The 25,040-nt window shown below is 73.4% G+C and carries 26 protein-coding genes, 2 tRNA genes and 1 other RNA gene; 10 read left to right on the forward strand and 19 right to left on the reverse strand.

Going from position 1 to position 25,040, the window contains the following annotated elements; genetic code table 11:
• Positions 1-41: 41 nt before the first annotated feature.
• From ACZ514_RS12455 to ACZ514_RS12500, 10 genes are all read right to left on the reverse strand, one after another.
• On the reverse strand, positions 42-881 hold the full coding sequence (locus ACZ514_RS12455; protein WP_468164233.1) for a hypothetical protein: 840 nt from the start codon (positions 879-881) through the stop codon (positions 42-44).
• Between the two features lie 50 nt (positions 882-931).
• Positions 932-1,771, reverse strand: coding sequence for an RNA polymerase sigma factor SigF (locus tag ACZ514_RS12460; protein WP_388932479.1), 840 nt, complete (start codon positions 1,769-1,771; stop codon positions 932-934).
• 229 nt (positions 1,772-2,000) lie between these two features.
• Positions 2,001-2,804 carry an RNA polymerase sigma factor SigF gene (locus tag ACZ514_RS12465; RefSeq protein ID WP_468164235.1) on the reverse strand — a complete coding sequence of 268 codons (804 nt, stop codon included), beginning with the start codon at positions 2,802-2,804 and terminating at the stop codon, positions 2,001-2,003.
• A gap of 517 nt (positions 2,805-3,321) precedes the next feature.
• On the reverse strand, positions 3,322-3,483 hold the full coding sequence (locus ACZ514_RS12470; RefSeq protein WP_164720920.1) for a hypothetical protein: 162 nt from the start codon (positions 3,481-3,483) through the stop codon (positions 3,322-3,324).
• 413 nt (positions 3,484-3,896) lie between these two features.
• Complete coding sequence (locus tag ACZ514_RS12475) at positions 3,897-4,190, reverse strand: hypothetical protein (protein ID WP_469124664.1); 294 nt, start codon at positions 4,188-4,190, stop codon at positions 3,897-3,899.
• An 83-nt stretch (positions 4,191-4,273) separates the two neighbouring features.
• Positions 4,274-4,358: transfer RNA gene (locus tag ACZ514_RS12480), tRNA-Ser, on the reverse strand.
• Positions 4,359-4,417: 59 nt separating this feature from the next.
• Positions 4,418-4,846 carry a tRNA adenosine(34) deaminase TadA gene (gene tadA, locus ACZ514_RS12485; protein ID WP_468164370.1) on the reverse strand — a complete coding sequence of 143 codons (429 nt, stop codon included), beginning with the start codon at positions 4,844-4,846 and terminating at the stop codon, positions 4,418-4,420.
• Between the two features lie 62 nt (positions 4,847-4,908).
• Positions 4,909-5,457: a tRNA adenosine deaminase-associated protein gene (locus tag ACZ514_RS12490; protein ID WP_468164372.1), complete on the reverse strand. Its 549-nt coding sequence runs from the start codon at positions 5,455-5,457 to the stop codon at positions 4,909-4,911.
• Between the two features lie 252 nt (positions 5,458-5,709).
• Positions 5,710-5,910 (reverse strand): hypothetical protein, encoded by a 201-nt coding sequence (locus ACZ514_RS12495; protein WP_050779660.1) that lies wholly within the window; start codon positions 5,908-5,910, stop codon positions 5,710-5,712.
• Positions 5,911-6,069: 159 nt separating this feature from the next.
• Positions 6,070-7,032, reverse strand: coding sequence for a universal stress protein (locus ACZ514_RS12500; protein WP_469124665.1), 963 nt, complete (start codon positions 7,030-7,032; stop codon positions 6,070-6,072).
• A 181-nt stretch (positions 7,033-7,213) separates the two neighbouring features.
• On the opposite strand from ACZ514_RS12500, the gene upp reads away from it, so the two are divergent.
• Complete coding sequence (gene upp, locus ACZ514_RS12505; protein ID WP_468164241.1) at positions 7,214-7,849, forward strand: uracil phosphoribosyltransferase; 636 nt, start codon at positions 7,214-7,216, stop codon at positions 7,847-7,849.
• A gap of 18 nt (positions 7,850-7,867) precedes the next feature.
• On the opposite strand, the gene ACZ514_RS12510 is transcribed toward upp, so the two are convergent.
• The gene (locus ACZ514_RS12510; RefSeq protein ID WP_468164243.1) at positions 7,868-8,551 is read right to left on the reverse strand and encodes a LytR C-terminal domain-containing protein; all 684 of its coding nucleotides are present in this window, start codon (positions 8,549-8,551) and stop codon (positions 7,868-7,870) included.
• 80 nt (positions 8,552-8,631) lie between these two features.
• Positions 8,632-8,928, reverse strand: a complete 297-nt coding sequence (locus tag ACZ514_RS12515; RefSeq protein ID WP_008740979.1) for a type II toxin-antitoxin system VapB family antitoxin — start codon at positions 8,926-8,928, stop codon at positions 8,632-8,634.
• An 88-nt stretch (positions 8,929-9,016) separates the two neighbouring features.
• Here ACZ514_RS12515 and ACZ514_RS12520 point away from each other — a divergent pair, with 88 nt between their 5' ends.
• Both ACZ514_RS12520 and opcA read left to right on the forward strand, forming a co-directional pair.
• Positions 9,017-10,705, forward strand: a complete 1,689-nt coding sequence (locus ACZ514_RS12520) for a helicase HerA-like domain-containing protein (RefSeq protein ID WP_469124666.1) — start codon at positions 9,017-9,019, stop codon at positions 10,703-10,705.
• A gap of 83 nt (positions 10,706-10,788) precedes the next feature.
• Entirely contained in the window at positions 10,789-11,721 is a 933-nt protein-coding gene (gene opcA / locus ACZ514_RS12525) for a glucose-6-phosphate dehydrogenase assembly protein OpcA (protein WP_468164247.1), read from the forward strand.
• A gap of 109 nt (positions 11,722-11,830) precedes the next feature.
• Here opcA and ACZ514_RS12530 read toward each other — a convergent pair whose 3' ends face one another.
• The gene (locus ACZ514_RS12530; RefSeq protein WP_468164249.1) at positions 11,831-12,415 is read right to left on the reverse strand and encodes an HhH-GPD-type base excision DNA repair protein; all 585 of its coding nucleotides are present in this window, start codon (positions 12,413-12,415) and stop codon (positions 11,831-11,833) included.
• A gap of 140 nt (positions 12,416-12,555) precedes the next feature.
• On the opposite strand from ACZ514_RS12530, the gene ACZ514_RS12535 reads away from it, so the two are divergent.
• Positions 12,556-13,368 carry a VOC family protein gene (locus tag ACZ514_RS12535; RefSeq protein ID WP_468164251.1) on the forward strand — a complete coding sequence of 271 codons (813 nt, stop codon included), beginning with the start codon at positions 12,556-12,558 and terminating at the stop codon, positions 13,366-13,368.
• Positions 13,369-13,400: 32 nt separating this feature from the next.
• On the opposite strand, the gene ACZ514_RS12540 is transcribed toward ACZ514_RS12535, so the two are convergent.
• The 3 genes from ACZ514_RS12540 to ACZ514_RS12550 form a co-directional block, all read right to left on the reverse strand.
• Entirely contained in the window at positions 13,401-14,378 is a 978-nt protein-coding gene (locus tag ACZ514_RS12540) for a helix-turn-helix domain-containing protein (RefSeq protein ID WP_469124667.1), read from the reverse strand.
• A 380-nt stretch (positions 14,379-14,758) separates the two neighbouring features.
• Complete coding sequence (locus tag ACZ514_RS12545; RefSeq protein WP_468164255.1) at positions 14,759-15,058, reverse strand: hypothetical protein; 300 nt, start codon at positions 15,056-15,058, stop codon at positions 14,759-14,761.
• A 109-nt stretch (positions 15,059-15,167) separates the two neighbouring features.
• Positions 15,168-16,010, reverse strand: a complete 843-nt coding sequence (locus ACZ514_RS12550) for an NAD(P)H-binding protein (RefSeq protein WP_468700658.1) — start codon at positions 16,008-16,010, stop codon at positions 15,168-15,170.
• A gap of 146 nt (positions 16,011-16,156) precedes the next feature.
• Here ACZ514_RS12550 and ACZ514_RS12555 point away from each other — a divergent pair, with 146 nt between their 5' ends.
• A complete protein-coding gene (locus tag ACZ514_RS12555; RefSeq protein ID WP_468164259.1) occupies positions 16,157-16,636 on the forward strand; it encodes a MarR family winged helix-turn-helix transcriptional regulator in 480 nt (159 codons plus the stop codon).
• 166 nt (positions 16,637-16,802) lie between these two features.
• Here ACZ514_RS12555 and ACZ514_RS12560 read toward each other — a convergent pair whose 3' ends face one another.
• The gene (locus ACZ514_RS12560; RefSeq protein ID WP_468164261.1) at positions 16,803-17,246 is read right to left on the reverse strand and encodes a luciferase domain-containing protein; all 444 of its coding nucleotides are present in this window, start codon (positions 17,244-17,246) and stop codon (positions 16,803-16,805) included.
• 78 nt (positions 17,247-17,324) lie between these two features.
• The gene (locus ACZ514_RS12565) at positions 17,325-17,876 is read right to left on the reverse strand and encodes an NAD(P)H-dependent oxidoreductase (RefSeq protein WP_468164263.1); all 552 of its coding nucleotides are present in this window, start codon (positions 17,874-17,876) and stop codon (positions 17,325-17,327) included.
• Positions 17,877-18,119: 243 nt separating this feature from the next.
• Here ACZ514_RS12565 and ACZ514_RS12570 point away from each other — a divergent pair, with 243 nt between their 5' ends.
• The 3 genes from ACZ514_RS12570 (at position 18,120) to ACZ514_RS12580 (ending at position 21,867) form a co-directional block, all read left to right on the forward strand.
• Positions 18,120-20,708 carry an AAA family ATPase gene (locus tag ACZ514_RS12570; protein ID WP_469124668.1) on the forward strand — a complete coding sequence of 863 codons (2,589 nt, stop codon included), beginning with the start codon at positions 18,120-18,122 and terminating at the stop codon, positions 20,706-20,708.
• A 458-nt stretch (positions 20,709-21,166) separates the two neighbouring features.
• Positions 21,167-21,442, forward strand: a complete 276-nt coding sequence (locus tag ACZ514_RS12575; protein ID WP_468164269.1) for a hypothetical protein — start codon at positions 21,167-21,169, stop codon at positions 21,440-21,442.
• A complete protein-coding gene (locus ACZ514_RS12580; RefSeq protein WP_469124669.1) occupies positions 21,439-21,867 on the forward strand; it encodes a PIN domain-containing protein in 429 nt (142 codons plus the stop codon). Before ACZ514_RS12575 ends, ACZ514_RS12580 begins: the two co-directional genes overlap by 4 nt.
• Positions 21,868-22,364: 497 nt before the next feature.
• Here ACZ514_RS12580 and ACZ514_RS12585 read toward each other — a convergent pair.
• Positions 22,365-22,449 (reverse strand) — tRNA-Ser (locus ACZ514_RS12585).
• A gap of 119 nt (positions 22,450-22,568) precedes the next feature.
• On the opposite strand from ACZ514_RS12585, the gene ffs reads away from it, so the two are divergent.
• An RNA gene (gene ffs / locus ACZ514_RS12590) (signal recognition particle sRNA small type) lies at positions 22,569-22,667 on the forward strand.
• 67 nt (positions 22,668-22,734) lie between these two features.
• Positions 22,735-24,999, forward strand: coding sequence for a DNA polymerase III subunit gamma and tau (locus ACZ514_RS12595; protein ID WP_469124670.1), 2,265 nt, complete (start codon positions 22,735-22,737; stop codon positions 24,997-24,999).
• The last annotated feature ends 41 nt before the right edge of the window (positions 25,000-25,040 follow it).

Below are 25,040 nucleotides of genomic sequence, written 5' to 3' on the forward strand. Positions count from 1 at the left end.
GAATCGGAAAACCGCCGTCGGGCCGGGGGGCGCCGCCGGGGTCAGTTCCAGGCGGCGGTGACCTTCCGGGTCTCGACGTGCATGCCCAGCGGGACCCGCCAGGGCTCCACGCAGACCGTGTAGACCTGCGTCTTCGAGGTGCCGCCCGCGAGGGGGGCGGGCAGGGCCTGGGTCGTGGTGACCGTGGCCCAGTCGATGCCCAGGGCCCCGATGACGTGCGTCGCGAAGCTGACCGTGCCGGAGCGGGCCGCCGTGGTGCCGGTGTTGGTGAAGGTCACCGCGACGCGCTCGCACCAGCGGTCGGACGCCGCCGTACGGACCGGGGCGCCGAGCGTGAGCTGCGCCGGGGTGGCCGGCGGGGCGGGCGGCTCGGGGGCGGGTGGGGCCGGTGGGGCCGGTGGGGTGGGTGGGGCGGGGGTGCCGGGGGTGCTCGGTGTGCCGGGTGGGGTCGGCCGGTCCGGCCGGCCCGGGGTGCCGGACGGGCCCGGGGCGGTGCCGCCCGTCCCCGCGCCCCCGGCGCCGCCGGGGAGGGCCGGGGAACCCGGGTCCGGCGGGGTGCCGGGTGCGGGCGCGGAGCCGCCCGGAGCGGCGGCCGTCCCTCCGCCCTGGGCGGAGCCGCCGGGGGACCGGGATCCGGGCGCGCCGGGAGGCGTAGGAACGGGGGCGTCGGCGGATTCGGCCGATCCGGCGGAGGCCAGCGGCTGGAACTCCACCCGGCCCCCGGGCGGCACGTTCTCCCCCGCGCCCCGCTCGGGCCCTGCGGCGACCGCGCCCACGGCGACGTGGCCGGCGCGGTCCCGGCCGCAGCCGGTGAGGGCGCCGGAGGCCGTGCAGCAGAGGGTGAGGGCGAGGGCGAGCGCAGCGCGGGATCCCGTTCGCATCGCGCCAGTGTTCCTGACGCTCTGTCAAATGTGAACCCCGCGCTCCTGTCTCAGTCCCCGATCAGGCCGGTCCGCAGCTGGGCGAGCGTCCGGGTGAGCAGCCGGGAGACGTGCATCTGGGAGATGCCGACCTCCTCGCCGATCTGCGACTGCGTCATGTTCGCGAAGAAGCGCAGCATGATGATCTGCCGCTCCCGGGGCGGGAGTTTGGCGAGCAGCGGCTTGAGCGACTCGCGGTACTCGACGCCCTCCAGCGCGCTGTCCTCGTACCCGAGCCGGTCCGCGAGGGACCCCTCGCCGCCCTCGTCCTCCGGGGAGGGCGAGTCGAGCGAGGAGGCGGTGTACGCGTTGCCGACGGCGAGGCCGTCGACGACCTCCTCCTCGGACACGCCGAGCACGGCCGCCAGCTCCGGGACGGTCGGGGACCGGTCCAGCTTCTGCGCCAGTTCGTCGCTCGCCTTGGTCAGCGCGAGGCGCAGTTCCTGGAGCCGGCGCGGGACCCGGACGGACCAGGAGGTGTCCCGAAAGAATCGTTTGATCTCGCCCACGACGGTCGGCATCGCGAACGTCGGGAACTCCACGCCGCGCTCGCAGTCGAACCGGTCGATCGCCTTGATCAGGCCGATGGTGCCGACCTGGACGATGTCCTCCATCGGCTCGTTGCGGCTGCGGAACCGGGCCGCCGCGTAGCGCACCAGCGGCAGGTTCAGCTCGATCAGGGTGTCGCGTACGTACGCCCGTTCGGGGCTGTCCGCGTCCAGGGCGGCGAGTCGCTGGAAGAGCGTGCGGGAGAGGGTGCGGGTGTCGATGGCTTCCGAGCGGTCGGCCACTGCCGGCAGCTCACGCTTGTCGAGCGTGAGCACCTTGGAGCTGCCCTGTTCTACGGACATGCCACCCCCTTGAGGTCGCGGACGGTCGCGTCTCTGCGCCCGTCGGAGGAACGCAGCCTCCACCTGAATACCGGAGGCGGGGCTGCGGCAAACGCGGTTCCAGCAGAATGTCACATGTCGGCAACACGCTGTAGCGCCATGTCGACAAGTATCTCCAGCGACAGAGGGGCGACCGAGCGGAATGAGCCGATTCTGTAGGGAAACGCGGTGACGGCTCCACCCGTTCCGGTTAAGCCTCGATCCTGTTTGCGGATCTCAGACGGGCGAAGCTCCGGGCGAGCAGCCGTGACACGTGCATCTGCGAGACGCCCAGCTCCGCGCTGATCTGCGACTGCGTCAGGTTGTTGTAGTAGCGCAGCAGGAGGATCCGCTGCTCCCGCTCGGGCAGCTGGACCAGCAGGTGGCGCACGAGATCGCGGTGCTCGACGCCGGCCAGCTCCGGGTCCTCGTAGCCGAGCCGGTCGAGCAGGCCGGGCATGCCGTCGCCCTCCTGGGCGGCTTCCAGGGAGGTCGCGTGGTAGCTGCGCCCGGCCTCGATGCAGGACAGCACCTCGTCCTCGCCGATGCGCAGCCGCTCGGCGATCTCGGCGGTGGTCGGGGTGCGGCCGTGGAGGGTGGTGAGGTCCTCGGTGGCGGCGTTGACCTGCACCCACAGCTCGTGGAGGCGGCGCGGGACGTGGACGGTCCGGACGTTGTCGCGAAAGTACCGTTTGATCTCGCCGACGACGGTCGGCATGGCGAAGGTGGGGAACTGCACCCCGCGCTCGGGGTCGAACCGGTCGATCGCGTTGATCAGGCCGATGGTGCCGACCTGGACGACGTCCTCCATCGGTTCGTTGCGGCTGCGGAAGCGGGCGGCCGCGTACCGGACGAGCGGGAGGTTCGCCTCGATCAGCGCCCCGCGCACCCGGTGGTGCTCGCTGGTGCCCGGCTCCAGGCCCTTCAACTGGCCGAAGAGCACCTGCGTCAGGGCCCTGGTGTCGGCGCCCCGGCCCTGGGGCCGCGCGGGAGGCTGCGGCGGCTCGTCCGGCACCTCGCTCGCGTCCTGGAGGGGCTCCGAGGGGGCCTCGGACGCCTCCTGCGGCCCGGACTCGGGGCACGGCTCGTGCGGCCCGGACCCGGTACGCGCCCCGGTACGCGGCTCGGCCGTCCGGGGCTCCGACGCCCGCGGCTCGGCCGTCCGGGGCTCGCCCGTCCGGGGCTCCGACGCCCGCGGCTCCGCTGCCCGGGGTTCGCTCGTACGCGGCTCCGACGTACGCGGCTCCTGGCGGCGCGGCTCGTGCGGGCGGAGCTCTTGCTGGGGAGGCACCTGAGGCGCAGTACTGGCCGGCACGGTCACGCCACCCCTTCGGTCAACTCATCGGTCAAAAGCGGTCATAGCATCACAAGAGATGTGCACTATGTGCAAGCACCGTATATAGCCGTGTTGAGGGCAAGTTGGGCATTTAGGGTTATTCTTTTTACCGGCTCCACGGGCCGTGAACGCGAAAGATCCCCCACCCGTCGGAGTGAGGGACCTGGAAGTCCGGAAATCGCTTCGGCGTACGGTTTCAGTTCACCAGTTCGGTGATGAACTCACCGATGCCGGAGGCCGCGTCCGATATGCCCTGGAAGCCTATTCCCACCATCTCCGCCGCCCGCTTGGGCTGAGTGATGATCACGAAGAGGACGAACACGGTGAGGACGCCCGTGATGAGCTTCTTGGTGTCCATGAACGGTGTCGGCCTCCCCAACCGGCGCTGCAAAGTCGGGTGAGTCTAACCGGTCAGGTTTGGTCACTCACCTGACCTTTAAGGACCAATGGCCCGCCGGTTGGGGCCCTTTGCCGCTGAGCGTCGGGTCGGGGGAGCAGCAGGATGGAACGCGAGCCCACCGGTTCTGGCAGGAAACCGGTGGGTGAGGGACCGGGCCTCACTGCGGGGTCCGGGCCGCGGGCTTCCCCCTGATCGCGGCCCGGGCTGGCGGGTCCCGTCCTCACCGGGGGAAGTGGCTCGTCCCCCCGATGGCCACTTCCCCCGTCCCCACCGTCGAAGGTCCCGGCTCCGGCCGGGGCCTTTTTCGCGTCGGGGGCGGGGAAGGGGGCGGGGTAGCGGAAGGGGGAGGGGCGTCCGGTGTGGCGGCGGCGTTACTGGATGGCGCCCAGGAGGCCCAGGACCGGCTCGACGGGCGCGATGACCGGGGTCAGGTGGTCGGGCAGGGCGGCCAGCTGGTTGAGCTGGTTGGCCCCGTCGCTCAGCTTCGCGCCGATCTCGGGTACGGAGGGCTGAGCGCCGGAGGGCATGCCCGGGGCGGCGGCCGGGAGGTCCGGGAGGGCCAGGGGGGTCACGCCGACGGGCGCGGCGGAGGCGGCAGGTGCGGCGAGGCCCGCGGCGGCCCCCGCGAGGGCGAAGGCGGCGAGCATGCGCTGGGTCTTGGTCATGCCGTGTCAACGGCCGAGCGGACGGCCGGTCACGGCGGGGACGCACGAGAGCCCCGGTTCGTACGAACCGGGGCTCTCAAGAGCGGTAGTGGAGGGATTTGAACCCCCGATGGGTTGCCCCATACTCGCTTTCGAGGCGAGCTCCTTCGGCCACTCGGACACACTACCGAGAGAGATCCTAGCCCACGGTGGGGAGTGGTTTGCAAATCAGCGCCACGTGGCGCTGCTCACCGCTCCCGGAAGAAGTCCGTGAGCTGCCGCGCGCACTCCTCCTCCAGCACCCCGCGGATCACCTCCGGACGGTGGTTGAGCCTGCGGTCGCGCACGAGGTCCCAGAGCGACCCGGCCGCGCCCGCCTTCTCGTCCCCCGCCCCGTAGACGACCCGCGCCACGCGGGACTGCACGAGCGCGCCCGCGCACATCACGCACGGCTCCAGGGTCACGACCAGTGTGCATCCCGTCAGCCGCCACTCGCCGAGCCGGGCGGCCGCCCGGCGCAGCGCGAGTACCTCGGCGTGTGCCGTGGGATCCGCGACGGCCTCCCGTTCGTTGTGCCCGGTGGCGAGGAGTTCCCCGCCGGGACCGAGCACGACGGCACCGACCGGCACGTCGCCGGCCGGTACCGCCAGGGCGGCCTCCTTCAGCGCCAGGCGCATGGAGTCCCGCCAGGGGTCCCGTACGGGATCGGGGTCGTACGGGGTGTGGTGCTCGGAGATCACTAGCGGACGGCCTCCAGTACCTCGGTGGCGCCGAGCGCGTCGGCGATCTCCGTGAGGGCGTCTCCGTCGAGGGTCAGCAGTTCCTTGTGGCCCACCCCGAGGTCGTCCAGCAGGCGGGGGTCGCCGAGGGGGCCGGCGGGCAGGGGCTCGGAGCCGGAGCGCGGCTCGTCGTCCTCGTCGTCGGTCTCGTCCGTGTAGGCGGCGACCGGTTCACCGTCGCCGTCCTCGGTGCCGTCCAGGTCCAGTGCGTCGAGGTCGTCGTCCTCCTCGTCGCTGCCCAGCAGCTCCTTCGTCAGCATCGATCCGTAGGAGCTGCGGTCGGCCACGGAGGCGTTCGAGACGAAGTACCGAGGGTCCTCCTCTCCGTCCACGCGGATGACGCCGAACCAGGCGTCCTCCTGCTCGATGAGGGCGACCACCGTGTCGTCGTCGACAGCGGCGGACCGTGCGAGATCGATCAGATCACTGAGGGACTCGACGTCGTCGAGTTCCATGTCGCTCGCTTCCCACCCGTCTTCGGTGCGCGCGAGCAGTGCGGCGAAGTACACCGTGACTCTCCCACTGGTCATAGGCGTGCCGGTTGGAGGTCCCCCCGGCCGGAAGGTGGGGTGTGCACGGCCGTGACGCCGCCGTCCGCACCCCGCCCAATCGGCATCGTGGCAGAAACAGCGGCGTTGCGAGAGGTCTTCCGCACGGCGGCCGTGTCGCGGCGCCGGTCGTACGCCGGGTCGCGGGGGCGGTTCCGGGAGGGGGGCGGGCGCCGCCGGCGCGAGCCGCGACGCGCCCGGGCGCACCCCCGCTCACCAGCGGAAGGTCCGCATCCGCATCTGCTGCCGCATCCGGGCCGCGCGGGCGCGCCGAGGCTGGACCCGGTCGCGCAGCTCTCTGGCCTCGTTCAGATCGCGCAGGAACTGCGCGCGTCGCGCCCTGCGCTGCGCCGCCGTCTCCGGCGCCTCGTACGCCTCTCTCCCGTCGGTGTCGTTGGGCTGCGTCTCCGGCATCGGCACCACCCCAGGCTGGTCCGGTCGTCCTCCTCCGCCGTCGCGAAGCAGACCCCCCGGATGCCCACCTTCCCCCGGCCGGCTCGTTTGATGCCACCTCCGCGCAGATCACCCCAGGTCAGGGGTCGGGCCGCGGGACCGGGGGCGGGGAGGCGGCCGTCAGGGCCCGCCGTCCTCCTCCGCGAGGGTCGGTACGACGGCCACGGGGCCGTGCGCGTGCTGGAGCACCGCGTGCGCCACCGACCCGATCAGCAGCGACCGTACGCGCGGGTGGTGGCGGCCCACCACGACCAGCGCGGCCGACCGGGACGCCTCCACCAGCCGCCCCGCCGCGTTCCCGGGCTCGGTGGCCTGCTCGACGGGGACGTCCGGGTACCTGGCCCGCATCGGCTCCAGCCGCCGCGTCTGGGCCCGCAGGGTCTCCCGTTCGGCCGGCACCGTGTCCCCCGCGTCGGCGAGCGCCTCGGGCGGGACCACCGCGAAGGGCGCGCCGAGCAGGTTGGTCGGGCCGGGCGGGACGGCGTACGCGGAGACCACCTGGACGGTGGTCGCCCGTGCGGCGGCTTCCGCGAAGGCGAAGGCCAGTACCGATTCCGGGGTCTCGGTGACGTGGAGCCCGAGCACCACCTTGCCGGCGGAGGCCTCCGCCGCCTCCCCGGCGGCGCCGGACGCCGCGTCGCGGCCGGCGTGCGGGACCACCACCACCGGGCAGGACGCGCTGGTGGCCACGGCCCTGCTGTTCGAGCCGAGCAGCAGGGCGGCGAACCCGCCGCGCCCCCGGGAGCCCATCACCAGCATCCGGGGCGAGTCCTCGGCGCTGATCACCCGCAGGGCCGCCGGCACCGAGCCCTCCAGCGACTCGTAGCGGACCTCCCGGGGCAGTTCGGGGGAGGCCTCCAGGACGGCGCGCACGCGGTCGGTCACCGGGTCGGCGTGCTCCTCGGGCTGGTTCGGGTCGTGCAGGGCCGAGCGGCGGCCGGCGTACAGCTGGGTGACGTCGGGCAGTACGTGGGCGACCAGCAGCCCGGTGCCGTGCCGCACCGCCGCCCCGCGGGCCCATTCCAGGGCGCGGAGGCTGTGCTCGGATCCGTCGACGGCCGCGATGACCGGTCCGTTGCTCACGACTCCAGGGTGCTGGGGGGCGCGGCGCCCCGCATCCCGGGGCCGGCGGCGGACGCGGAGCGGTGCGCACAGCGCGTAGCCTTTTGTCAGTGGGTCGCGAACAGGCGGCCGTTTTCGCAGGTGGCAGGGTCTCGCAGTTCGCGGATCGCAGATCGAAGCCGGCTGAGTCTTGGAGGATGTTGTGCGTTTGCAGGTCGTCGATCACCCCTTGGTGGCGCACAAACTCACCGCGCTGCGCGACAAGCGCACCGACTCCCCCACGTTCCGGCGGCTGGCCGACGAGCTGGTGACGCTCCTCGCGTACGAGGCCACCCGTGACGTGCGCACCGAGCCGTCCGACATCGAGACCCCGGTCGGTCCGACCACCGGAGTCAAGCTGTCGCACCCGCGTCCGCTGGTCGTCCCGATCCTGCGCGCCGGCCTCGGCATGCTGGACGGCATGGTGCGGCTGCTGCCGACCGCCGAGGTGGGCTTCCTGGGCATGGTCCGCAACGAGGAGACCCTCGAGGCCTCCACGTACGCGACGCGCATGCCCGAGGACCTCTCCGGCCGTCAGGTGTACGTCGTCGACCCGATGCTGGCCACCGGCGGCACGCTGGTCGCCGCGATCCAGGAACTCATCAAGCGCGGCGCCGACGACGTGACCGCCGTGGTGCTGCTGGCCGCGCCCGAGGGCGTCGAGATCATGGAGCGCGAGCTGGCGGGCACGCCGGTGACCGTGGTGACGGCCGCCGTGGACGAGCGGCTCAACGAGCACGGCTACATCGTTCCGGGCCTGGGCGACGCGGGCGACCGCATGTACGGCTCGGCCGAGTAGTCCTTCCCCCGGGCGGGATCAGCAGCGCGCGGAGGGCGCGGGCGCGGGGTTGGCCAGGACGGCCAGCGCCTTGTCCGCGTCCTCCTTCGTGCTGAGCTCCTTGAAGGCGTCGCCGAGGATCAGGTCGATGTCCGTGCCCTCACGGGCGTCGGTCTGGGTGGTGAGCCCGGTGAGCTGGGTGCCGAGGACGGAGTAGGCCGCCTTGTCGGTGCGCGGCGAGCCGAGCAGTATCCCGGTGCCCTGGACCTTCTTGTCGAAGTCGGCGGGGGCGTTGCCGACGTGGCCGACGGTGAAGCCGCGCTTCTTCAGCTCGTCGCCGACGGCCTTGGCCAGGCCCGAGCGCGGGGTCGCGTTGTACACGTTGACGGTGATCTGGCCGGGCTGCGGGAGGGTGACCGCGGGGGCCTTGGAGGCGGCGGGACCGGCGTCGGGCGCGGTGGCCGGCTTCACGGCGTTCGCGGGTTTGGCGGAGGCCGTCGGGCAGTCCCCGCGGCCCGCCGCCGTGGTGCGCTCGCCGCTGCCGTCGCCGCCGAACACGTCGATGAGCTGCAGCGCTCCGTAGCCGAGGAGGCCCAGGGCCAGGACGCATCCCAGCAGGGCGAAGACGATCTTCCGGCGCCGCCGGGGGCGGCTCATACGGGGGTAGGCAGCTCCCGTGACGCGGTACTTTCCGCCCATGCCGGGGGGAGTGAGCATGCTCATGAGCGGCAGCGTAGTGCCGTACCGGAATGATGCCTACTAAATGATGAGTTGATCGGGTGAGGGCGACCCGAAAGGCGCAATCAGTCCATCTCGAGGACGCGCGCGTGCAGGACCTGGCGCTGCTGGAGGGCCGCGCGCACGGCGCGGTGCAGCCCGTCCTCCAGGTAGAGGTCGCCCTGCCACTTCACGACGTGGGCGAAGAGGTCCCCGTAGAAGGTGGAGTCCTCGGCGAGCAGGGTCTCGAGGTCCAGCTGTCCCTTGGTGGTCACGAGCTGGTCGAGCCGGACCGGGCGCGGGGCGACGTCCGCCCACTGCCGGGTGGTTTCCCTGCCGTGGTCGGGGTACGGCCGCCCGCTTCCGATGCGCTTGAAGATCACACGGAAAGCCTACCGGGCCGGTGCCTCCGGGCGCAGCCTCGCCCGGTCGGTGCAAAAGTGGCAGACAAGGCTATTCCGGGAGGGATGCATGAGCCAGGGCACCGACTCGCCCGATCCGTCGGACGCGACCGGCCCGGCCGGGGAAGCCGGCGCGGCCGGACCGCCCCGCGCGTCCGGCGCGTCCGCTCCGGCCGCCGCCGGGGTCGCCGGGGACATCGCCGCCGACATCGCCGCCGGGTACGCCTTCACGGGCCCGGCGCTCGACCTGGGCGCCCTGCTCTGGGACGGGACGTGCCTGCCCGAGCGGCAGATCCGCATCCCGCTGGCGATGCTCAACCGGCACGGGCTCGTGGCGGGAGCCACCGGTACCGGCAAGACCAAGACCCTCCAGCTGATCGCCGAGCAGCTGTCCGCCCAGGGGGTGCCCGTCTTCCTGGCCGACATCAAGGGCGACGTCTCCGGCATCACCGCGCCGGGCGCGGCGGACGGGAGGACCGCGGCGCGGGCCGCGCAGGTCGGGCAGGAGTGGCAGGCGGCCGGATGCCCCGGCGAGTTCTACTCCCTGGGCGGGATCGGGCCCGGCATCCCGGTCCGTGCGACCGTGACGGCCTTCGGCCCGGTGCTGATGTCCAAGGTGCTCCAGCTGAACCGGACGCAGGAGCAGTCCCTCGGCCTGATCTTCCACTACGCCGACTCCAAGGGCCTGGAGCTGATCGACCTCAAGGACCTCCGGGCGGTGGTCGCCTTCCTCGTCTCCGACAAGGGCAAGTCCGAACTCAAGGGAATCGGCGGACTCTCCACGGTCACCGCCGGGGTGATCCTGCGCGCCCTGACCGCGTTCGAGCAGCAGGGCGCGACGGAATTCTTCGGCGAGCCCGAATTCGACACGAGCGAATTGCTCCGGACCGCCGCCGACGGGCGCGGAGTGGTCTCCGTACTGGAACTCCCGGCCGTTCAGGACAAACCACAGCTTTTCTCTACATTTCTTATGTGGCTGCTCGCCGACCTCTACGGCGGGCTGCCCGAAGTCGGCGACCTGGAGAAGCCCAGGCTGGTGTTCTTCTTCGACGAGGCGCACCTGCTCTTCAACGGGGCCTCCAAGGCGTTCCTGGAGTCCGTCACCCAGACCGTCCGGCTGATCCGCTCCAAGGGGATCGGCGTCTTCTTCGTCACCCAGACCCCCAAGGACGTCCCGGCGGACGTGCTGGCCCAGCTCGGCAACCGGGTCCAGCACGCCCTGCGCGCCTTCACCCCGGACGACGCCAAGGCGCTCAGGGCCACGGTGAAGACCTTCCCCCGCTCCCCGTACGACCTCGAGGAGACGCTCACCGGGCTCGGCACCGGCGAGGCCGTCGTCACGGTGCTCAGCGAGACGGGCGCCCCGACCCCGGTGGCGGCCACCCGGCTGCGCGCACCGCAGTCGCTGATGGGGCCGGTCGGCGCCGACGCCCTGGAACGGGCCGTCACCTCGTCCCCCCTGTACGCGCGTTACGCCGAGCCGGTCGACCGCGAGTCCGCGTACGAGAAGATCACCGCCGAACAGGCCGCCGCGGAGGCCGAGGCGGAGGCGGCCGCGGCGGCCGAGGAGTCCCGCAAGCGCGCGGCGGAAGCGGGGAAGGCGGGCGGGGCCGCACGCGGCGCGCCGGAAGCGGAACCCTCGCTGGTCCAACAGGTCGTGGGAAGCGGACTGTTCCGCTCCCTGGCGCGGTCGATCGGGACACAGCTGGGACGGGAGATCTCGCGGTCGGTCTTCGGGACGGCACGGCGGCGCCGCTGAACCCGCGTCACCCCGCCGCTCCTCCAGACGGAGTCGAGCGAACCGGCTGTCGGCCCCGCGTCGGGCGCTGACAGACTCGGGGGATGCGGACCGAACTCACCGACACCACGTCCAGCAAGATCGGCCGGGCGCTCCTCGACGCCCGCCGCGCCGTGGGCAGCCCCACCATGGGGCTGGTGCTGACCCTCGTCATCGTCACGGACGAGGAGAACGCCTACGACGCGCTGCGCGCGGCCTCCGAGGCCTCGCGCGAGCACCCCTGCCGGATCATCGCGGTGATCAAGCGGACCTCCCGCGGCCCGGAACGCCGCCGCCGGACCCGCCTCGACGCCGAGCTGCGCGTGGGATCGGACGCCGGGTCCGGGGAGATCGTGCTGCTGCGCCTGCACGGCGACCTCACCACCCAGGCCGGCTCGGTGGTGCTCCCGCTGCTGGCCCCGGACGCGCCGGTGGTGGCGTGGTGGCCGGCCGGCGCCCCCGCCGATCCCGCCCGCGACGAGCTGGGCGTCCTGGCGCAGCGCCGGATCACCGACTCCCAGGCGGCACCCGACCCGGTCGGCGCGCTGGACGCGCGCGCGGCCTCGTACGCCCCCGGCGACACCGACCTGGCCTGGACCCGGCTCACGCCCTGGCGCTCCCTGCTGGCCTGCGCGTTCGACCAGAGGCCGCTGCCGGTGACCGCCGCGACGGTGGAGAGCGAGGCCGACAACGCGAGCGCCGAGCTGCTGGCGCGCTGGCTGGAGGACCGCCTGGGCGTGCCGGTGACGCGGGTGGTGACGGACGGGCCGCTCATCACCCGGGTCCGGCTGGAGACCTCCGCCGGGGAGGTGGTCGTGGACCGCCCCACCGGTTCGCTGGCCACCCTGGTCCTGCCCGGCTGGCCCGACCGCAAGGTCGCGCTCAAGATCCGCAGCACCGCCGAGCTGATCGCGGAGGAGCTGCGGCGGCTCGACGCCGACGAGGTCTACGCCTCGGTGCTGCGCGCCCGCCCGGCCCGGGTGGCGCACCCCGCGTAGGGGCCGGCGTACGCGGGCGGGCTGCCGTCGGGTTCGTCCCGGGCGCAGGGGGCCCCGGGGTCCGGGTGCCGGGGGCCGTCCCCGCCCGGCGGCCCGCCCGTCCCGCGCGTCAGGACGGGGAGCGCTTGGCGGCCTTCTGGGCCTGCTTGTACTCGCGGACCTTCGCCAGCGACTCCGGGCCCGTGATGTCGGCCGCCGAGCGGTGGACCCCCGCCGGTCCGTACCCGCCGGCGGCCTCGCGCCAGCCCTCCGGGCGCACCCCGAACCGCTTGCCCAGCAGGGCCAGGAAGATCTGCGCCTTCTGCTCCCCGAAGCCCGGCAGCGCCTTCAGCCGGGCCAGCAGTTCGGCGCCCGTGGCGGCGTCCGCCCAGACGGCGGACGCGTCGCCGCCGTAGTGCTCCACCAGGTACGCGCACAGCTGCTGGATCCGCTTCGCCATCGACCCCGGATAGCGGTGCACGGCGGGCTTCCGCGACAGCAGCGCGGCGAAGTCCTCGGGGTCGTGGGCGGCGATGGCGTGCGCGTCGAGGTCGTCGGTGCCGAGCCGTTGGGCGATGGTCCACGGCCCCGAGAACGCCCACTCCATCGGCACCTGCTGGTCGAGGAGCATGCCGGTCAGCGCGGCCAGCGGGCTGCGCGCGAGCAGGGCGTCGGCCTCGGGCTGCTGCGCGAGCCGGATGGTGATGTCGTCCATGCCCCCAGCCTCCTCCCGGGACGGCCCGGCGGCACGGGCGGCACGCGGTCGCCGCGCGATTGTCAGACCCCCCGCCTAGCGTGGGATCGGCAGGGCAAGCATGTGTACCGGACGACGGACGACACAGGAGTCGATCGACCATGGCTGAGTTCCCGGAAGGCGCCCCGTGCTGGGTGGACGCGATGTTCACCGACGTGGAGGCCGCCAAGGAGTTCTACGGCGACGTGCTCGGCTGGACTTTCGGTGAGGCCAGCAGCGAGTACGGCGCTTACACGCAGGCGTATTCCGACGGCAAGGCGGTCGCGGCCGTGGTGCCGCCGATGCCCGGTGGCGACGCGCCCTCGCAGTGGTGCCTGTACTTCGCCTCGCGGGACGCCGCCGCGACCGCCGAGAAGATCAAGGCGGCGGGCGGGACGCTGATGATGGAGACGATGCAGGTCGGCACCTTCGGCACGATGGCGATCGCCCGCGAGCCGAGCGGGGCGGTCTTCGGCGTCTGGCAGCCGGGCGAGCACAAGGGCTTCGAGAAGCTCGGCGAGCCCGGTTCGTACGCCTGGGCGGAGGTCTTCACCCGGGATCCCGACGCGGCGGACGCGTTCCTGTCGAAGGTGTTCCCGTACGAGTCCCGGCAGATGGAGGCCGGTGACGACCCGGAGGCGGCCGGAATGGACTTCAAGGTCTTCAGCATCGGCGGCCCGCACAACCCGGTGCTGGGCCGCATGAGGATGGGGGAGGACTTCCCGCCGGAGATCCCGTCGTACGTGCAGGTGTACTTCGCGGTGCCGAACTGCGACGAGGCGGTCGAGAAGACCAGGAAGCACGGCGGGCAGCTGCACTTCGGGCCGATGGACAGCCCCTTCGGCCGCTTCGCGGCGCTCACCGACCCGCAGGGCGCGGCGTTCGCGGTGATCGACCTGTCGACGACGGTCGGGGAGATGCCGGAGTTCGGCTGACCCGGCACGGCCGTACGGCTCCGGCCGTCGGTTCAGTCCCAGCGGGTGGGGCTCCGCTCCGCCGTCGTGCCGGGCGCGGTCCGGTCGGTACAGGGGCCGCAGGTGCCGGGGGTGGGGCTGCGGAAGGCCCGGTCGCAGGTGTCGCAGCTCTGGAAGGGGTCGGGCGGGACGTAGGCGGCCTGGCGGAACAGGGGCGCCAGGGACGGGGGTTCCTGGACGGAGAGGCGGTGGGCGATCAGTCCGGCCGGGTTGTGGACCGCATCGGGGATGTTCGCCGTCAGTACGGCGATCACCGCCTCCTTGCTCGCCCCGCGTTCCGTCCAGACTTCGACCTTCCCGGAGAGCGTCTCGATGTCCCGTCGGCCGAGCAGCAGGCGGTGGTCGACGCGGCGCAGCTCGGCGAGCAGGGCCATGGCGGCCCGGCGGGCGGGGGAGGGCTCGTCGGCCACGGGCAGACCGGCGGCCGGGACCTGGGGGGCGGGGTCGGCGCCGGGCTGCGGCTTCGGCTCCGGGAGCGGCTTCGGCTCCGGGAGCGGCTTGGGCTCCGGTTCCGGTTCCGCGAGGGGCTCGGGCTCCGGCTGTGGCTCGGGCTGCGGTTCCGGCTCGGGCTCCGGCTGCGGTGCGGGCTCCGGCTCGGGTGCGCTCGGCGGCTCGGTGGGGGCCATGGCGGCGGCCCTGGGGTGGTTGTAGGACACCGTCCGGGTGACGAACCGGCCGTCCGGCAGCTGCTCCCGCACCCGCTTCAGGTACCCGTGCGCCTCCAGCTCTCGCAGCGCTGCCGCGATCCGGGTCTCCCCCTCCGGCACCCGCTTGACCAGCTCTTTGATGCTGATGGGCGTTCCGGGAGGCAGCGACTGGATGTACCCGGCGAGGCCCCGGGCGGTCAGCGAGAGGGTCGGGTGCTGGAGCAGGTGGTTCCCGATGACGGTGTACCGGGACGTGTGACGGACGTTGGAGTGATGAACGCCGTACGCCGCGCGCATGCGCACGCTAGTGTGCTTGAGAGCCATCGGGAAGCCGTTTACTTCCTACTTGGTCAGGCCCTCGTCCGGGATTGCCGTCCCGGCGGGGGCCGCTTCATGTCTGGGGTGGTCGGGGCGAGCATATGCCCCGCAACCAGTCCCAAATCCAGCCGAGTTGGACTTGTTCACCCGTGTGAGTGAGGCGGCCCCGGCGGGGAGGGCTGGGTGGGTTGGGCAAGGTGCTTTCCCTCGTTACTGCGTAGCAAAAGAAACGTACGGCCCCACCGACCCCCGGAAAACCGCGAGTCGGTGCCCGGGCCGGAAGCCCGTCCACCGCGCGGCGCCCGGTGTACGTCCTGAGGGTGAGGGGCGGGTCCCTGTCGCGGGGCGGACCGGCCCCGGGCTCGGGGGAGGGTGGGGCCCCTCGTTCACTCGATGTAGAGGCTCAGGCCGTGCCCGATCGCGATCCGGCCCGGGGGGACCGCGTGCACCACCCGGCCGTCGCAGTGCGGGCCGTCCCACACCCAGGCCACCCCGTCGGTGAGGTTGGCGACCTCCGAGGGGGCGAAGTCCCCCAGCGGGAAGCAGCCGCCCGGGTCGTCGTACCGGACGCCGTCGACGTACAGGACCCCCTGAGCCGCCGCCTGTGCCGTGCCCGGAGCCGCCAGCGCCAGCACCGCGGCCGCCGCGCACGCCCCCAGCAGCCTCGCCGTCCTTCGCATCGTCATGGCCCGCCTCTTCCTCTCACTCGACCAGCTGTCATGACTGACGGTAAGGAGCGGTTACGTTGCGTCATACGGCGTGCGGTGGTGAATCGGGGGCGCGTGGGAGCCCGGCTCAGCGGCCGGTGAAGGCGGCGGCGTTCTCGCGGGCCCACTGTCCGAAGGTGCGGGCGGGGCGCCCGAGGAGGGTCGCGGTGGTGTCGGCGATGGGCGCGGGGCCGTGGTTGGCGGCCTCCCACAGGTCGAGCAGTGAGGAGACCATCGGTGCGGGCATGTGGGCCGCCATCCGCTGCTCGGCCTCGGCGCGGGTGATCCGTTCGACGGTGATCTCGCGGCCGATGGCCTCGGCGAGGATCGCCAGCTGGCGGCGGAAGGTCAGCGACTCGCCGCCGGTCAGGGTGAGCCGGCGGCCGGTGAGGGAGTCGCCCGTGAGGGCCTCGACGGCGATGTCGGCGATGTCCTCGGGGTGGATGGGCGCGATGTGGGCGTCCGGGTAGGCGAGTTGGACCGGCAGCGACCGGCCGATGGAGTACGCCCAGCCGAAGGAGTTGCTGGCGAAGGCGTCCGGGCGCAGGAAGGTGCAGGTCAGGGTGGAGGCGGTGAGGGCGCGCTCGACCGTGAGGCTGTGGCCGGCGAGCGGGTCGTTCTCGGCGCCCGGGCCGAGTACCGAGGACGAGGACAGCAGGACGACGTGTTCGACGCCCGCGTCCTCGGCGGCCGCGACCAGCTCCTGGATGCCGGCGGGCTCGGGGTAGAGGAAGACCTGCCGCACGCCGTCCAGTGCGGCGGCGAAGGTCCCGGGCCGGTCGAGGGCCAGTTTGTAGGTCCCGACTCCGGCCGGGACGGTCAGTTCGGCGGGACAGGCGCTGGCCGCGCGGACGGTGAGGCCGGCGGAGTGCAGACGGCCGAGGACGGCCCGGCCGACCTTGCCGCGGGCGCCGGTGATGAGGGTGGTCATGGAGTGCTCCGGTTCGTCGGCCGCCGGTCGTGAGGGGGCGGCCCGCTCCGACGGAATTCCTTGTCTCTCGACATATGCATGCTGGCATGCACACGTTTTCAGGTCAACACATGTTTGCGGTACGGCACGAAGGTAGGATGGGCGGCATGACGAAGCGGGGGCCCGGCACGGGCGACGACGAGCTGCTGGACGCCGTCGGTCCGGCGTTCGGGAAACTGCGGCGCTCCTCACTCCTGGAGGTTGAGAACCCGATCTCCCAGAAGGACCTGAGCCGGACCCTGGTCCTCAACGTGGTCCTGGAGATCGCGCAGGACGGCGCCCGAGAGGCCACCGTCGGCGCCGTGGCCGCTCACCTGGGGACCGACCCCTCGGTGGCCAGCCGGATGGTCTCCGACTGCATCACCGCCGGCTACCTGGTCCGCGCCGCCTCCCAGCAGGACGGCCGCCGTACGGTCCTCCACCTCAGCCCCGAGGGGCACGACCTGATGACCCGCTTCCGCCGCCACCAGCGCTCGGCCTTCGAGTACGTCACCGCCGACTGGAGCGAGCGCGAACGGCTGGACTTCGCCCGCCTGATGCTGAAGTACGTCGCCTCCCAGGAGGCCCTGCGCCGGCGCGAGCGCTGAGCCACGGGAGCGCCCGTACGGCCACGGGGACGCGGCCCGTGTCACGGGCCGCGTCCACCGGCGGGCGCCGGCCGCGCCGGCCGCTGTGCGGCCGTCGGCACCTTCCGCCCCGCTCCGCCGCCGGGCGGCCCCGCCGGCTACGGGCGGCCGGCCGGGCCGGGGTCCTTCACTTCGCGCCGACCGCGTACCGGTAGGAGAAGTGGACGATCTTCCAGACGGTCTCCAGCTCCTCCGCGGTCCGGGGCCCGTAGATCAGCGTCACCGGCTGCGCCGGGTGGTGCACGCCCCAGCCCGCGGCGATGACGTCGGCCTCGGCGTCCCGCGGCAGCGTCAGGTGCAGCGAGCCGTCGTGGTGGGGGTGGATGTGCGCCCACTCACGGCCGCGCTGGAAGGCCTCCACCGGGCCCGTCCCGATGCCTTCGGGGATGAAGAGCGAACGGGCGTGCGGCACAGAGACCAGGGTGGGGGCCATGTAGACGTACGGCAGCGCGCGCATCCGCCCCCACAGCTCCTCCTGCAGCATGATCGGGGAGATCTGGGAGCCCTGGCCGTGCGGAGCCGGTCCGAAGACCCTCGGCGCGGCACCTTCACGGGGAGTCAGGATGAGCATGGCGGTGTTCCTTTCCGGCCGGTGACCCGGCCGCAGCGTGAATGCCCGACGGAGCTGCGGTACGTCAGCCCGGACGTTTCAGACGGTCGCCTTGGCGGCGAGCTGGTCGAGGACCTGGAGGAGTCCGGTGACGACTTCGCCGTCGTCGCCGGGGTGGGTGTCGGCGAAGCGGGTGAGGGAGCGGGGGAGGGCGAGCCGCGCCTGTTCGAGCACGGTCGCGCCGGCGATACCGGCGGACTTGCGGGTCTCGTCCTGCGCCCAGACCCCTCCGTAACTGCCGAGGGCGGTACCGATGACGGCGACCGGCTTGCCGGTGATCGCGCCCGTACCGTACGGACGGGACAGCCAGTCGATCGCGTTCTTCAGCACGGCGGGGATGGTGCCGTTGTACTCGGGCGAGACGAACAGCAGCGCGTCCGCCCCCGACACCGCCTCCCGCAGGGCCGCCGCAGGGCCCGGGACGGCGCCCGCGACGTCGATGTCCTCGTTGTAGAAGGGGATCTCCGCCAGACCGCTGTGGATCTCTACGGAGACGTGCTCGGGCGCGTGCCTGACGGCCGCCTCGGCCAGCTGCCGGTTGTGCGAGCCGGCCCGGAGGCTGCCGACGAGGGCGAGGACACGCACGGTCATGTCGGACTCCTTGCTGAGAGACCTGAGGGGGAGGCCGCGGCGGGTACCGCGAAGCTGCTCCCGACAGTAGGCACGGGCGGCTACCGGCCGGATCAGTAAGGTTTCTGGCAGCGACTACGTAAGCCGGGGACCACGTAGTCGGCGGCCACGCGAGCCGGCGGCCACCCGAGCCGGCGGTCGGGTGGGCCGGCGGTCACGCGAGCCCGCCAGGAGCGGCGCGAGCGGCGAGGGGGGAAGCGGCACATGCTCTACGGACGGCGGACCGAGGAAGCGGCGCTGGACGCACTGCTCGACGCGGCGCGCGAGGGGCGCGGGGGCGCGCTCGTCCTGCGCGGAGAGGCCGGCATCGGCAAGTCCGCCCTGCTGGACCGCGTCGCGGCGGCGCCGGAGCACACGGTGCTGCGGGTGACCGGCTGCGAGGCGGAACGCGACCTCGTCGGCGCCGCCATGCTCCAACTGCTGTGGCCCCTGCAGGACGAGGTGGCACGGCTGTCCGGCCCGCAGGCGGAGGCGCTGCGGACCGTGCTGGGCGGGTCGGCCGTACCCGCGGACCGGTACACCACCGGACTCGCGCTGCTCACCCTGCTCGCTCACCTCGCCGAGTCCGGCCCGGTGCTCTGCGTGGTCGACGACGCCCAGTGGCTGGACCAGAGCAGCGCGGACGCCCTGCTGTTCGCGGCCCGCCGGCTCGACGCCGAGCCGGTGGCGCTCGTCTTCGCCGCGCGGGAGGAGGGGTTCGACGCGCGCGGTCTCCCGGAACTCTTCCTCCCCCGTCTCGACCGGCAGGCCGCCGCGCAGGTGCTCGACCGGTACCGGCTGCCCGCCCCGCGACGCGAGCAGGTCCTCGAGGACGCGGACGGGAACCCTCTCGCCCTCCTGGAGTTCGGCCGGAGCGACCGCACCTCCGGGCCCACCGCCGGCCGGCACGTCACCGACCGCGTGCTCGCCTCGTTCCGCGACACGATCGCCGAACTGCCCGCCGACGTCCGGCTGCTGCTGCTCACCGCCGCCGCCGACAGCAGCCGCGACCTGGCCTGCGTACTGGCCGCCGTCGACGCCCTGGGCGGCAACGGGCCGAAGGCGCTGGAAGCGGCGGAACGGTCGGGGCTGCTCCGCGTCGACGGCGTCCAGCCGGCCTTCCGGCACCCGCTGGTCCGCGCCGCCGCCTACCAGAGCGCCGCCTCCGTCCAGCGGGCCCGCGTCCACCGCGAGCTGGCCGGCCTCGCCGCCGACTCCGACGCCCGCGCCCGCCACCTGGCGCTCGCCGCCCTCGGTCCGGACGCCTCGGTCGCCGCGGAAGTCGCCCGGGCGGCGGACCGCGCCCGGGACCGGGCCGCCCCCGCCATCGCCTGCGACCTCTACCAGCGTGCCGCGGCCCTCACCACCTCCCTGCCGGACCGCGGCCGCCTGCTGCGCCGCGCGGCCGCCGCGGCGGTGGGCGCCGGGGACCTGCGCCTGGCCGGAGTCCTGGCCGAACAGGCCGGTCCGCTCGCCGGCACCGCAGCGGACCGGGCGGCCCTCGCCGAGGTCCGCGCCGCCGTGGAGTTCGAGCGCGGCGACCAGGCCGCGGCGGCGCGCATCCTCGTCGCCGGCGCCCCGGAGGCCGACCCCGGGCCGGCGGCGTCGATGCTGCGCACCGCGGCGACGTACGCGTGGTTCTCCGGCGACGCCGACTCCGTGCGCGCCTGCGCCGGGCTCCTCCCCGGCGACCACACCGTCCAGGGCATGGCCGGGCTCGTGGACGGCGACCACCGGGCCGGTCTCGCGGCCCTCGCCGCGGCCGTCGCCGAGGGCGGACCGGGCATGCGTCCCGTCTACGCCGCGGCCCTGCTCGGCGATGACGGCCGGACCGAGGAACTGGTCGTCGCCGAAGTGGCCCGCAGGCGCCGCGCCGGCCTGGTCGGCGGACTCCCCGAGGCCCTCCAGATGCTGGCCCGGCTCCAGGTGATCCAGGGCCGGCACCGCGACGCGGAGGCCTCGGTGGCCGAGGCCCGGGCCGTCGCCGAGGACTGCGGCATGCCGCAGCGCATCGGCCGCCTGGACGTGGCCCTCGCCCGGATCGCGGCGATCGAGGGAGATGCCGAGCGCTGCCGCCCGGTGGCCGGGGGGCCGGTCGACGGCGGCATCGCGGTCGCCTGCCTGCTCGGCCTGCTCGACCTGGGCCTGGGCCGCTACGAGGACGCCCTGGTCCGCCTGGAATCGGCGTGGACCCGCCCGGCCCACTACATGACGGCCCTGGTGGCCGCGACCGGCGACCTGGTCGAGGCCGCCGTACGACTCGGCGCCCCCGAACGCGCCCGGCTCCCGTGGCAGCGGCTGGTGTCCTGGGCGGAGGCCGGGGGCCAGCCCTGGGCCCGGGCCATCGCGCTGCGCTGCGAGGCGCAGCTGACGGGCCGGGAGGACGCGTACGCGGAGGCCGAAGCGCTCCACGCGAGGAGCGGACGCCCCTTCGAGGCCGCCCGCACCCTGCTGGTCCACGGCGAATGGCTGCGCCGCGCCCGCCGCCAGGCCGAGGCCCGGGCCCGCCTGCACGAAGCCCTCGAGGTCTTCGAGCGCCTCCAGGCCACCCCCTGGGCCGACCGCACCCGCGCCGAACTCCGCGCCGCCGGCGAGTCGGCCGCCCCGGCCGTCCCCACGGCCCGCGCCCTCGCCGACCGCCTCACCCCGCAGGAACTCCAGGTGGTCCGCCTGGCGGCGGAGGGCCGCAGCAGCCGCGAGGTGGCCGCCCTCCTCTTCCTGAGCCCGCGCACGGTGGAACACCACCTCTACAAGGCCTACCCCAAACTGGGCATCCGCTCCCGCACGGAACTGGCCCGCCTGGACCTGGACTGACGGCCTTCACGATCACCTACGTCAGGGACCGCCCTGGCTCGTCCGCCGCAACTTCCCACTGGGCAGCGGCAGGCCGAAGGCTGTCCCGTAACCGGACGCCACCCTCATGCCGACCCTGACCGGAGGTGTCCGTGGCCGGTGACAGGACCGAGGGGTGCTGATCAAGGGATACGACGCCGGCCCGTTGGTGCCGGGCGGTGCCACCACCTGCGCTGTGGTGAAGGCGGCGACAATCCAACGACCCGTACTGCCGCGGCGTACAGGGCCATGAGGTTCAGCGAGTACCAGGTGCGCGATCACCGCCTGGGCGGTCGGCGGCCGCACGCCAGCGATGGCGACTCGGTGAATGGACCCCGTCGAAGCCCGGATTCCGGTCGCTTTGGGCCCTCTCCAGAGCCACCCGGCCTAGGGTGGTCTTCAGGCATGGACCCGTGGGTCACAGCGTGGAGGAGCCGATCATGAGCACTGCCCCGAATCTGCCGCTGCCGCCGCGCAGACCCGAGGAGCCTCATCCGCTACGGACGATCCGGGAGATCCGGGAGCACCTGCCCGAGCACCAGCTTGGGCATTTCGATGCCGAACTGGCCGACACCGATATCGATGCCTTGCCCGACATGCTTCACCGCTGGGCGACCCTGGGCAACGACGGGTTCGTTGAGCGGCTCACGGCGGCCCCGTTCGAGGGTCTGGAGTTCGGGCAGCGCTCCTACGACGATGCGGCGGGCGGCGAGTGATCTACCTGCTCGACACCAACGTCGTCGCCGAGATCACCACCCGGACCAAGCCTGTCCCGGCCGTCGTCGCCTGGGCTCGTTCTGTTCCAGCTCCTGCCCTTTATCTGAGCGTCATCACGATCGCGGAGATCGAGGCGGGCATCCAGGGGACGCCGGATCTGGTGCGGCGTTCCGCCTTCGAGCGGGCCCTCGTCGACATCCGTGATCAGTACCGAGACCGGATCGCCACGGTCGGAGAGCGGGAAGCACTCGCTTACCTCGCTCTTCACCGGAGGCTCAAAAGTAGCGGGACCGGCATCGATCCACCCGACGCACTGATCGCCGCCACCGCGCTGGCGAACGGCTGGACGTTGGTGAGCCGCAACGTCAAGCATCTGGCGAGATCGGGAGCACTCCTACTGAATCCCTGGGAGTACGAGGGGTGAGCCATCGAGGCCTTCGCCAGCGAGAAGGTCACGTGCCGGGCATCAGCTCCGAGCGCCGGCCCACCCGGCCCTCCGCACACCGTTCGCCGATCTCGGCCAACGTGGCACCCAGTCGGGCAGCGCGGCTTCCGGGCCTGCCTCGATCCACGGCGACTCTGCTCGGAGCGCACCCGTGACCTGTGCCGCCTACGTACGTGCTGCTGCCTGTCGGACAGAACGCCGGAGGGATGGTTCCTGCGTATCGGTGGCCACGTCACGGACGACGACCCCAGAGAACTTGATCTGGCTCACCGAGCCGTCGTACGGGCCAGGCTCAAGGAATCCCCTCCACTGGTCTGGACGGACCGATGGCGCCGGAATCGAAACGTCGTCGTCGCGTCTCACCCGAACGATCTTCGGGAGGCAGACGTGAAGGCTGGGTGGCAGCGGCAGCCACCGAACGACGAAGGGTCCGACCGCTGAGCGGTCGGACCCTTCGTTGCCCTGGCGGGCGAGTGCGGAGGATACGAGATTCGAACTCGTGAGGGGTTGCCCCCAACACGCTTTCCAAGCGTGCGCCCTAGGCCTCTAGGCGAATCCTCCGCCGCAAACAATACAAGACGTTGAGGGGTGCTCGCGAACACGATCCGGATCAGTGGTCCGCATCCGGATCGGCGGGGGGACCGGCTCGATTCCGGGGGGTCGTATCCGCTAGGGTGGGGGGCAGCCCCTCACGTGGCGCTATCTCACCCAACTCCCCCAGGGCCGGAAGGCAGCAAGGGTAAGTGGGCTCTGGCGGGTGCGTGGGGGGCGCTTTGCGTTCCGGGGCGGGGGCCGGGGGGCGTCGGCGGGCCGCTGTTGTCGGTGGGCCCGGATAACCTCGTAGACGTGTCGTCCCTCGCGCTGTACCGCCGCTATCGCCCCGAGTCGTTCTCCGAGGTCATCGGGCAGGAGCATGTCACTGCCCCGCTGATGCAGGCCCTGCGGAACAACCGGGTCAACCACGCGTACCTGTTCAGCGGCCCGCGCGGCTGCGGGAAGACGACCAGCGCCCGCATCCTCGCCCGGTGCCTGAACTGCGAGCAGGGTCCGACGCCCGATCCCTGCGGGGAGTGCCAGTCCTGCCGTGACCTGGCCCGCAACGGGCCGGGGTCCATCGACGTGATCGAGATCGACGCCGCCTCGCACGGTGGTGTGGACGACGCCCGTGACCTGCGCGAGAAGGCCTTCTTCGGGCCCGCGTCGAGCCGGTACAAGATCTACATCATCGACGAGGCCCACATGGTCACCTCGGCGGGCTTCAACGCCCTGCTGAAGGTGGTCGAGGAGCCGCCGGAGCACCTCAAGTTCATCTTCGCGACCACCGAGCCCGAGAAGGTCATCGGGACGATCCGGTCCAGGACGCACCACTACCCCTTCCGGCTCGTGCCGCCGGGGACGCTGCGCGAGTACCTCGGCGAGGTCTGCGGGCGCGAGGGGGCGCGGGTCGAGGACGGGGTGCTGCCGCTCGTCGTGCGCGCCGGGGCCGGGTCGGTGCGTGACTCCATGTCCGTGATGGACCAGCTCCTCGCCGGTGCCGGCGAGGAGGGTGTGACGTACGCCATGGCCACCTCGCTGCTCGGGTACACGGAGGGCTCGCTGCTCGATTCCGTCGTGGACGCCTTCGCCGCCGGGGACGGGGCCGCCGCGTTCGAGGTCGTGGACCGGGTGGTGGAGGGCGGGAACGACCCGCGCCGGTTCGTCGCCGACCTGCTGGAGCGGCTGCGCGACCTGGTGATCCTGGCCGCCGTGCCCGACGCCGGGGAGAAGGGGCTGATCGACGCCCCCGCCGATGTCGTGGAGCGGATGCAGGCCCAGGCGTCGGTGTTCGGGGCCGCCGAGCTGAGCCGTGCCGCCGACCTCGTCAACGCCGGGCTCACCGAGATGCGGGGGGCCACCTCGCCCCGGCTGCAGCTGGAGCTGATCTGCGCCCGGGTGCTGCTGCCCGCCGCCTTCGACGACGAACGCTCGTTCCAGGCGCGGCTCGACCGGCTGGAGCGCAGCCGGCCCCCCGCCGCCTTCGCCGCCCCGCCCGTGGCCGCCGTCGCGCCCGCCGCGGCGCCCGCCCTGGGGTACGTGCCCGGGCCCGAGGCACACGCCATGGCCCCGGCCGGGCCCGCCGGCGGGGTCGCCGCCGCGCGTGCCGCCGTACGGGGTCCCGTGCCGGATGCCGCGGCGGAGGCCGCGCCCGTCCAGGCCCCCGCCCCGGCCCCGGCCGCCACCCACGCCCCGGCCGCCGCGCAGCCCCCCGCCGCCGCGCCCGCGCAGGCACCCGGCGCCTGGCCCGGAGCCGCGCAGCCCGGCAGCGGCGCGCCCGCGCGCGGTGCGTGGCCGGGAGCCGCCGCCCCGGCCGCGCCGGCTCCGGCCGCCGCCGCCCCCGCCGCGCCCGCGGCTCCCGCCGCCGGGGCGTGGCCCAGCGCCGCCGTGCCCGGCAGCGGCACCCCGGCGCCGGCCGCCCCCGCCCCCTCGGCGACCCCCGCCACGCCCGCCTCCACGCCCGCGTCGGCCGCCGCCCCCTCCGCCGGCATGGCCGCCGGGGCCGGGCAGGTCCAGGCGATGTGGCCCGGCGTCCTGGAGGCCGTCAAGAACCGCCGGCGCTTCACCTGGATCCTGCTCAGCCAGAACGCCCAGGTCACCGGCTTCGACGGGACCACCCTCCAGCTCGGCTTCCCCAACGCCGGAGCCCGCGACAACTTTGCGAGCAGCGGCAGCGAGGACGTGCTCAAGGCGGTCCTGGCCGAGCAGTTCCAGGTCAACTGGAAGATCGAGGCGGTGGTGGGCGGGGGCGGCCCGGCCCCGGCCGCGCCCTCGTCGTACTCCTCCTACTCCGCCCCGGCCGCCCCCGCCCACAGCCCGCCCCCGGCCTCCCCGGACCGGCCGGCCCAGGCACCGCCCCAGCAGGCGCAGCCGCAGGTCCCCGCCCACCAGACGCCGCCCCCGCAGCAGGCCTCCGCGCCGCGGCCGCCCGTCCAGCAGGCGCCCCCGCCGGTCGCCCCCGAGGACGACGTACCGGAGGAGGACGACCCGGACCTCGTCGACAGCGCCCTGACCGGACACGAGCTGATCGTGCGCGAGCTCGGAGCGACCGTTGTGGAGGAATACACGAACGAGTAGCCCGCGCTGATTGGGGTGGCCGCACGAAACCGGCCGCGCCG

This window comes from Streptomyces sp. NPDC034086 (assembly GCF_055575515.1).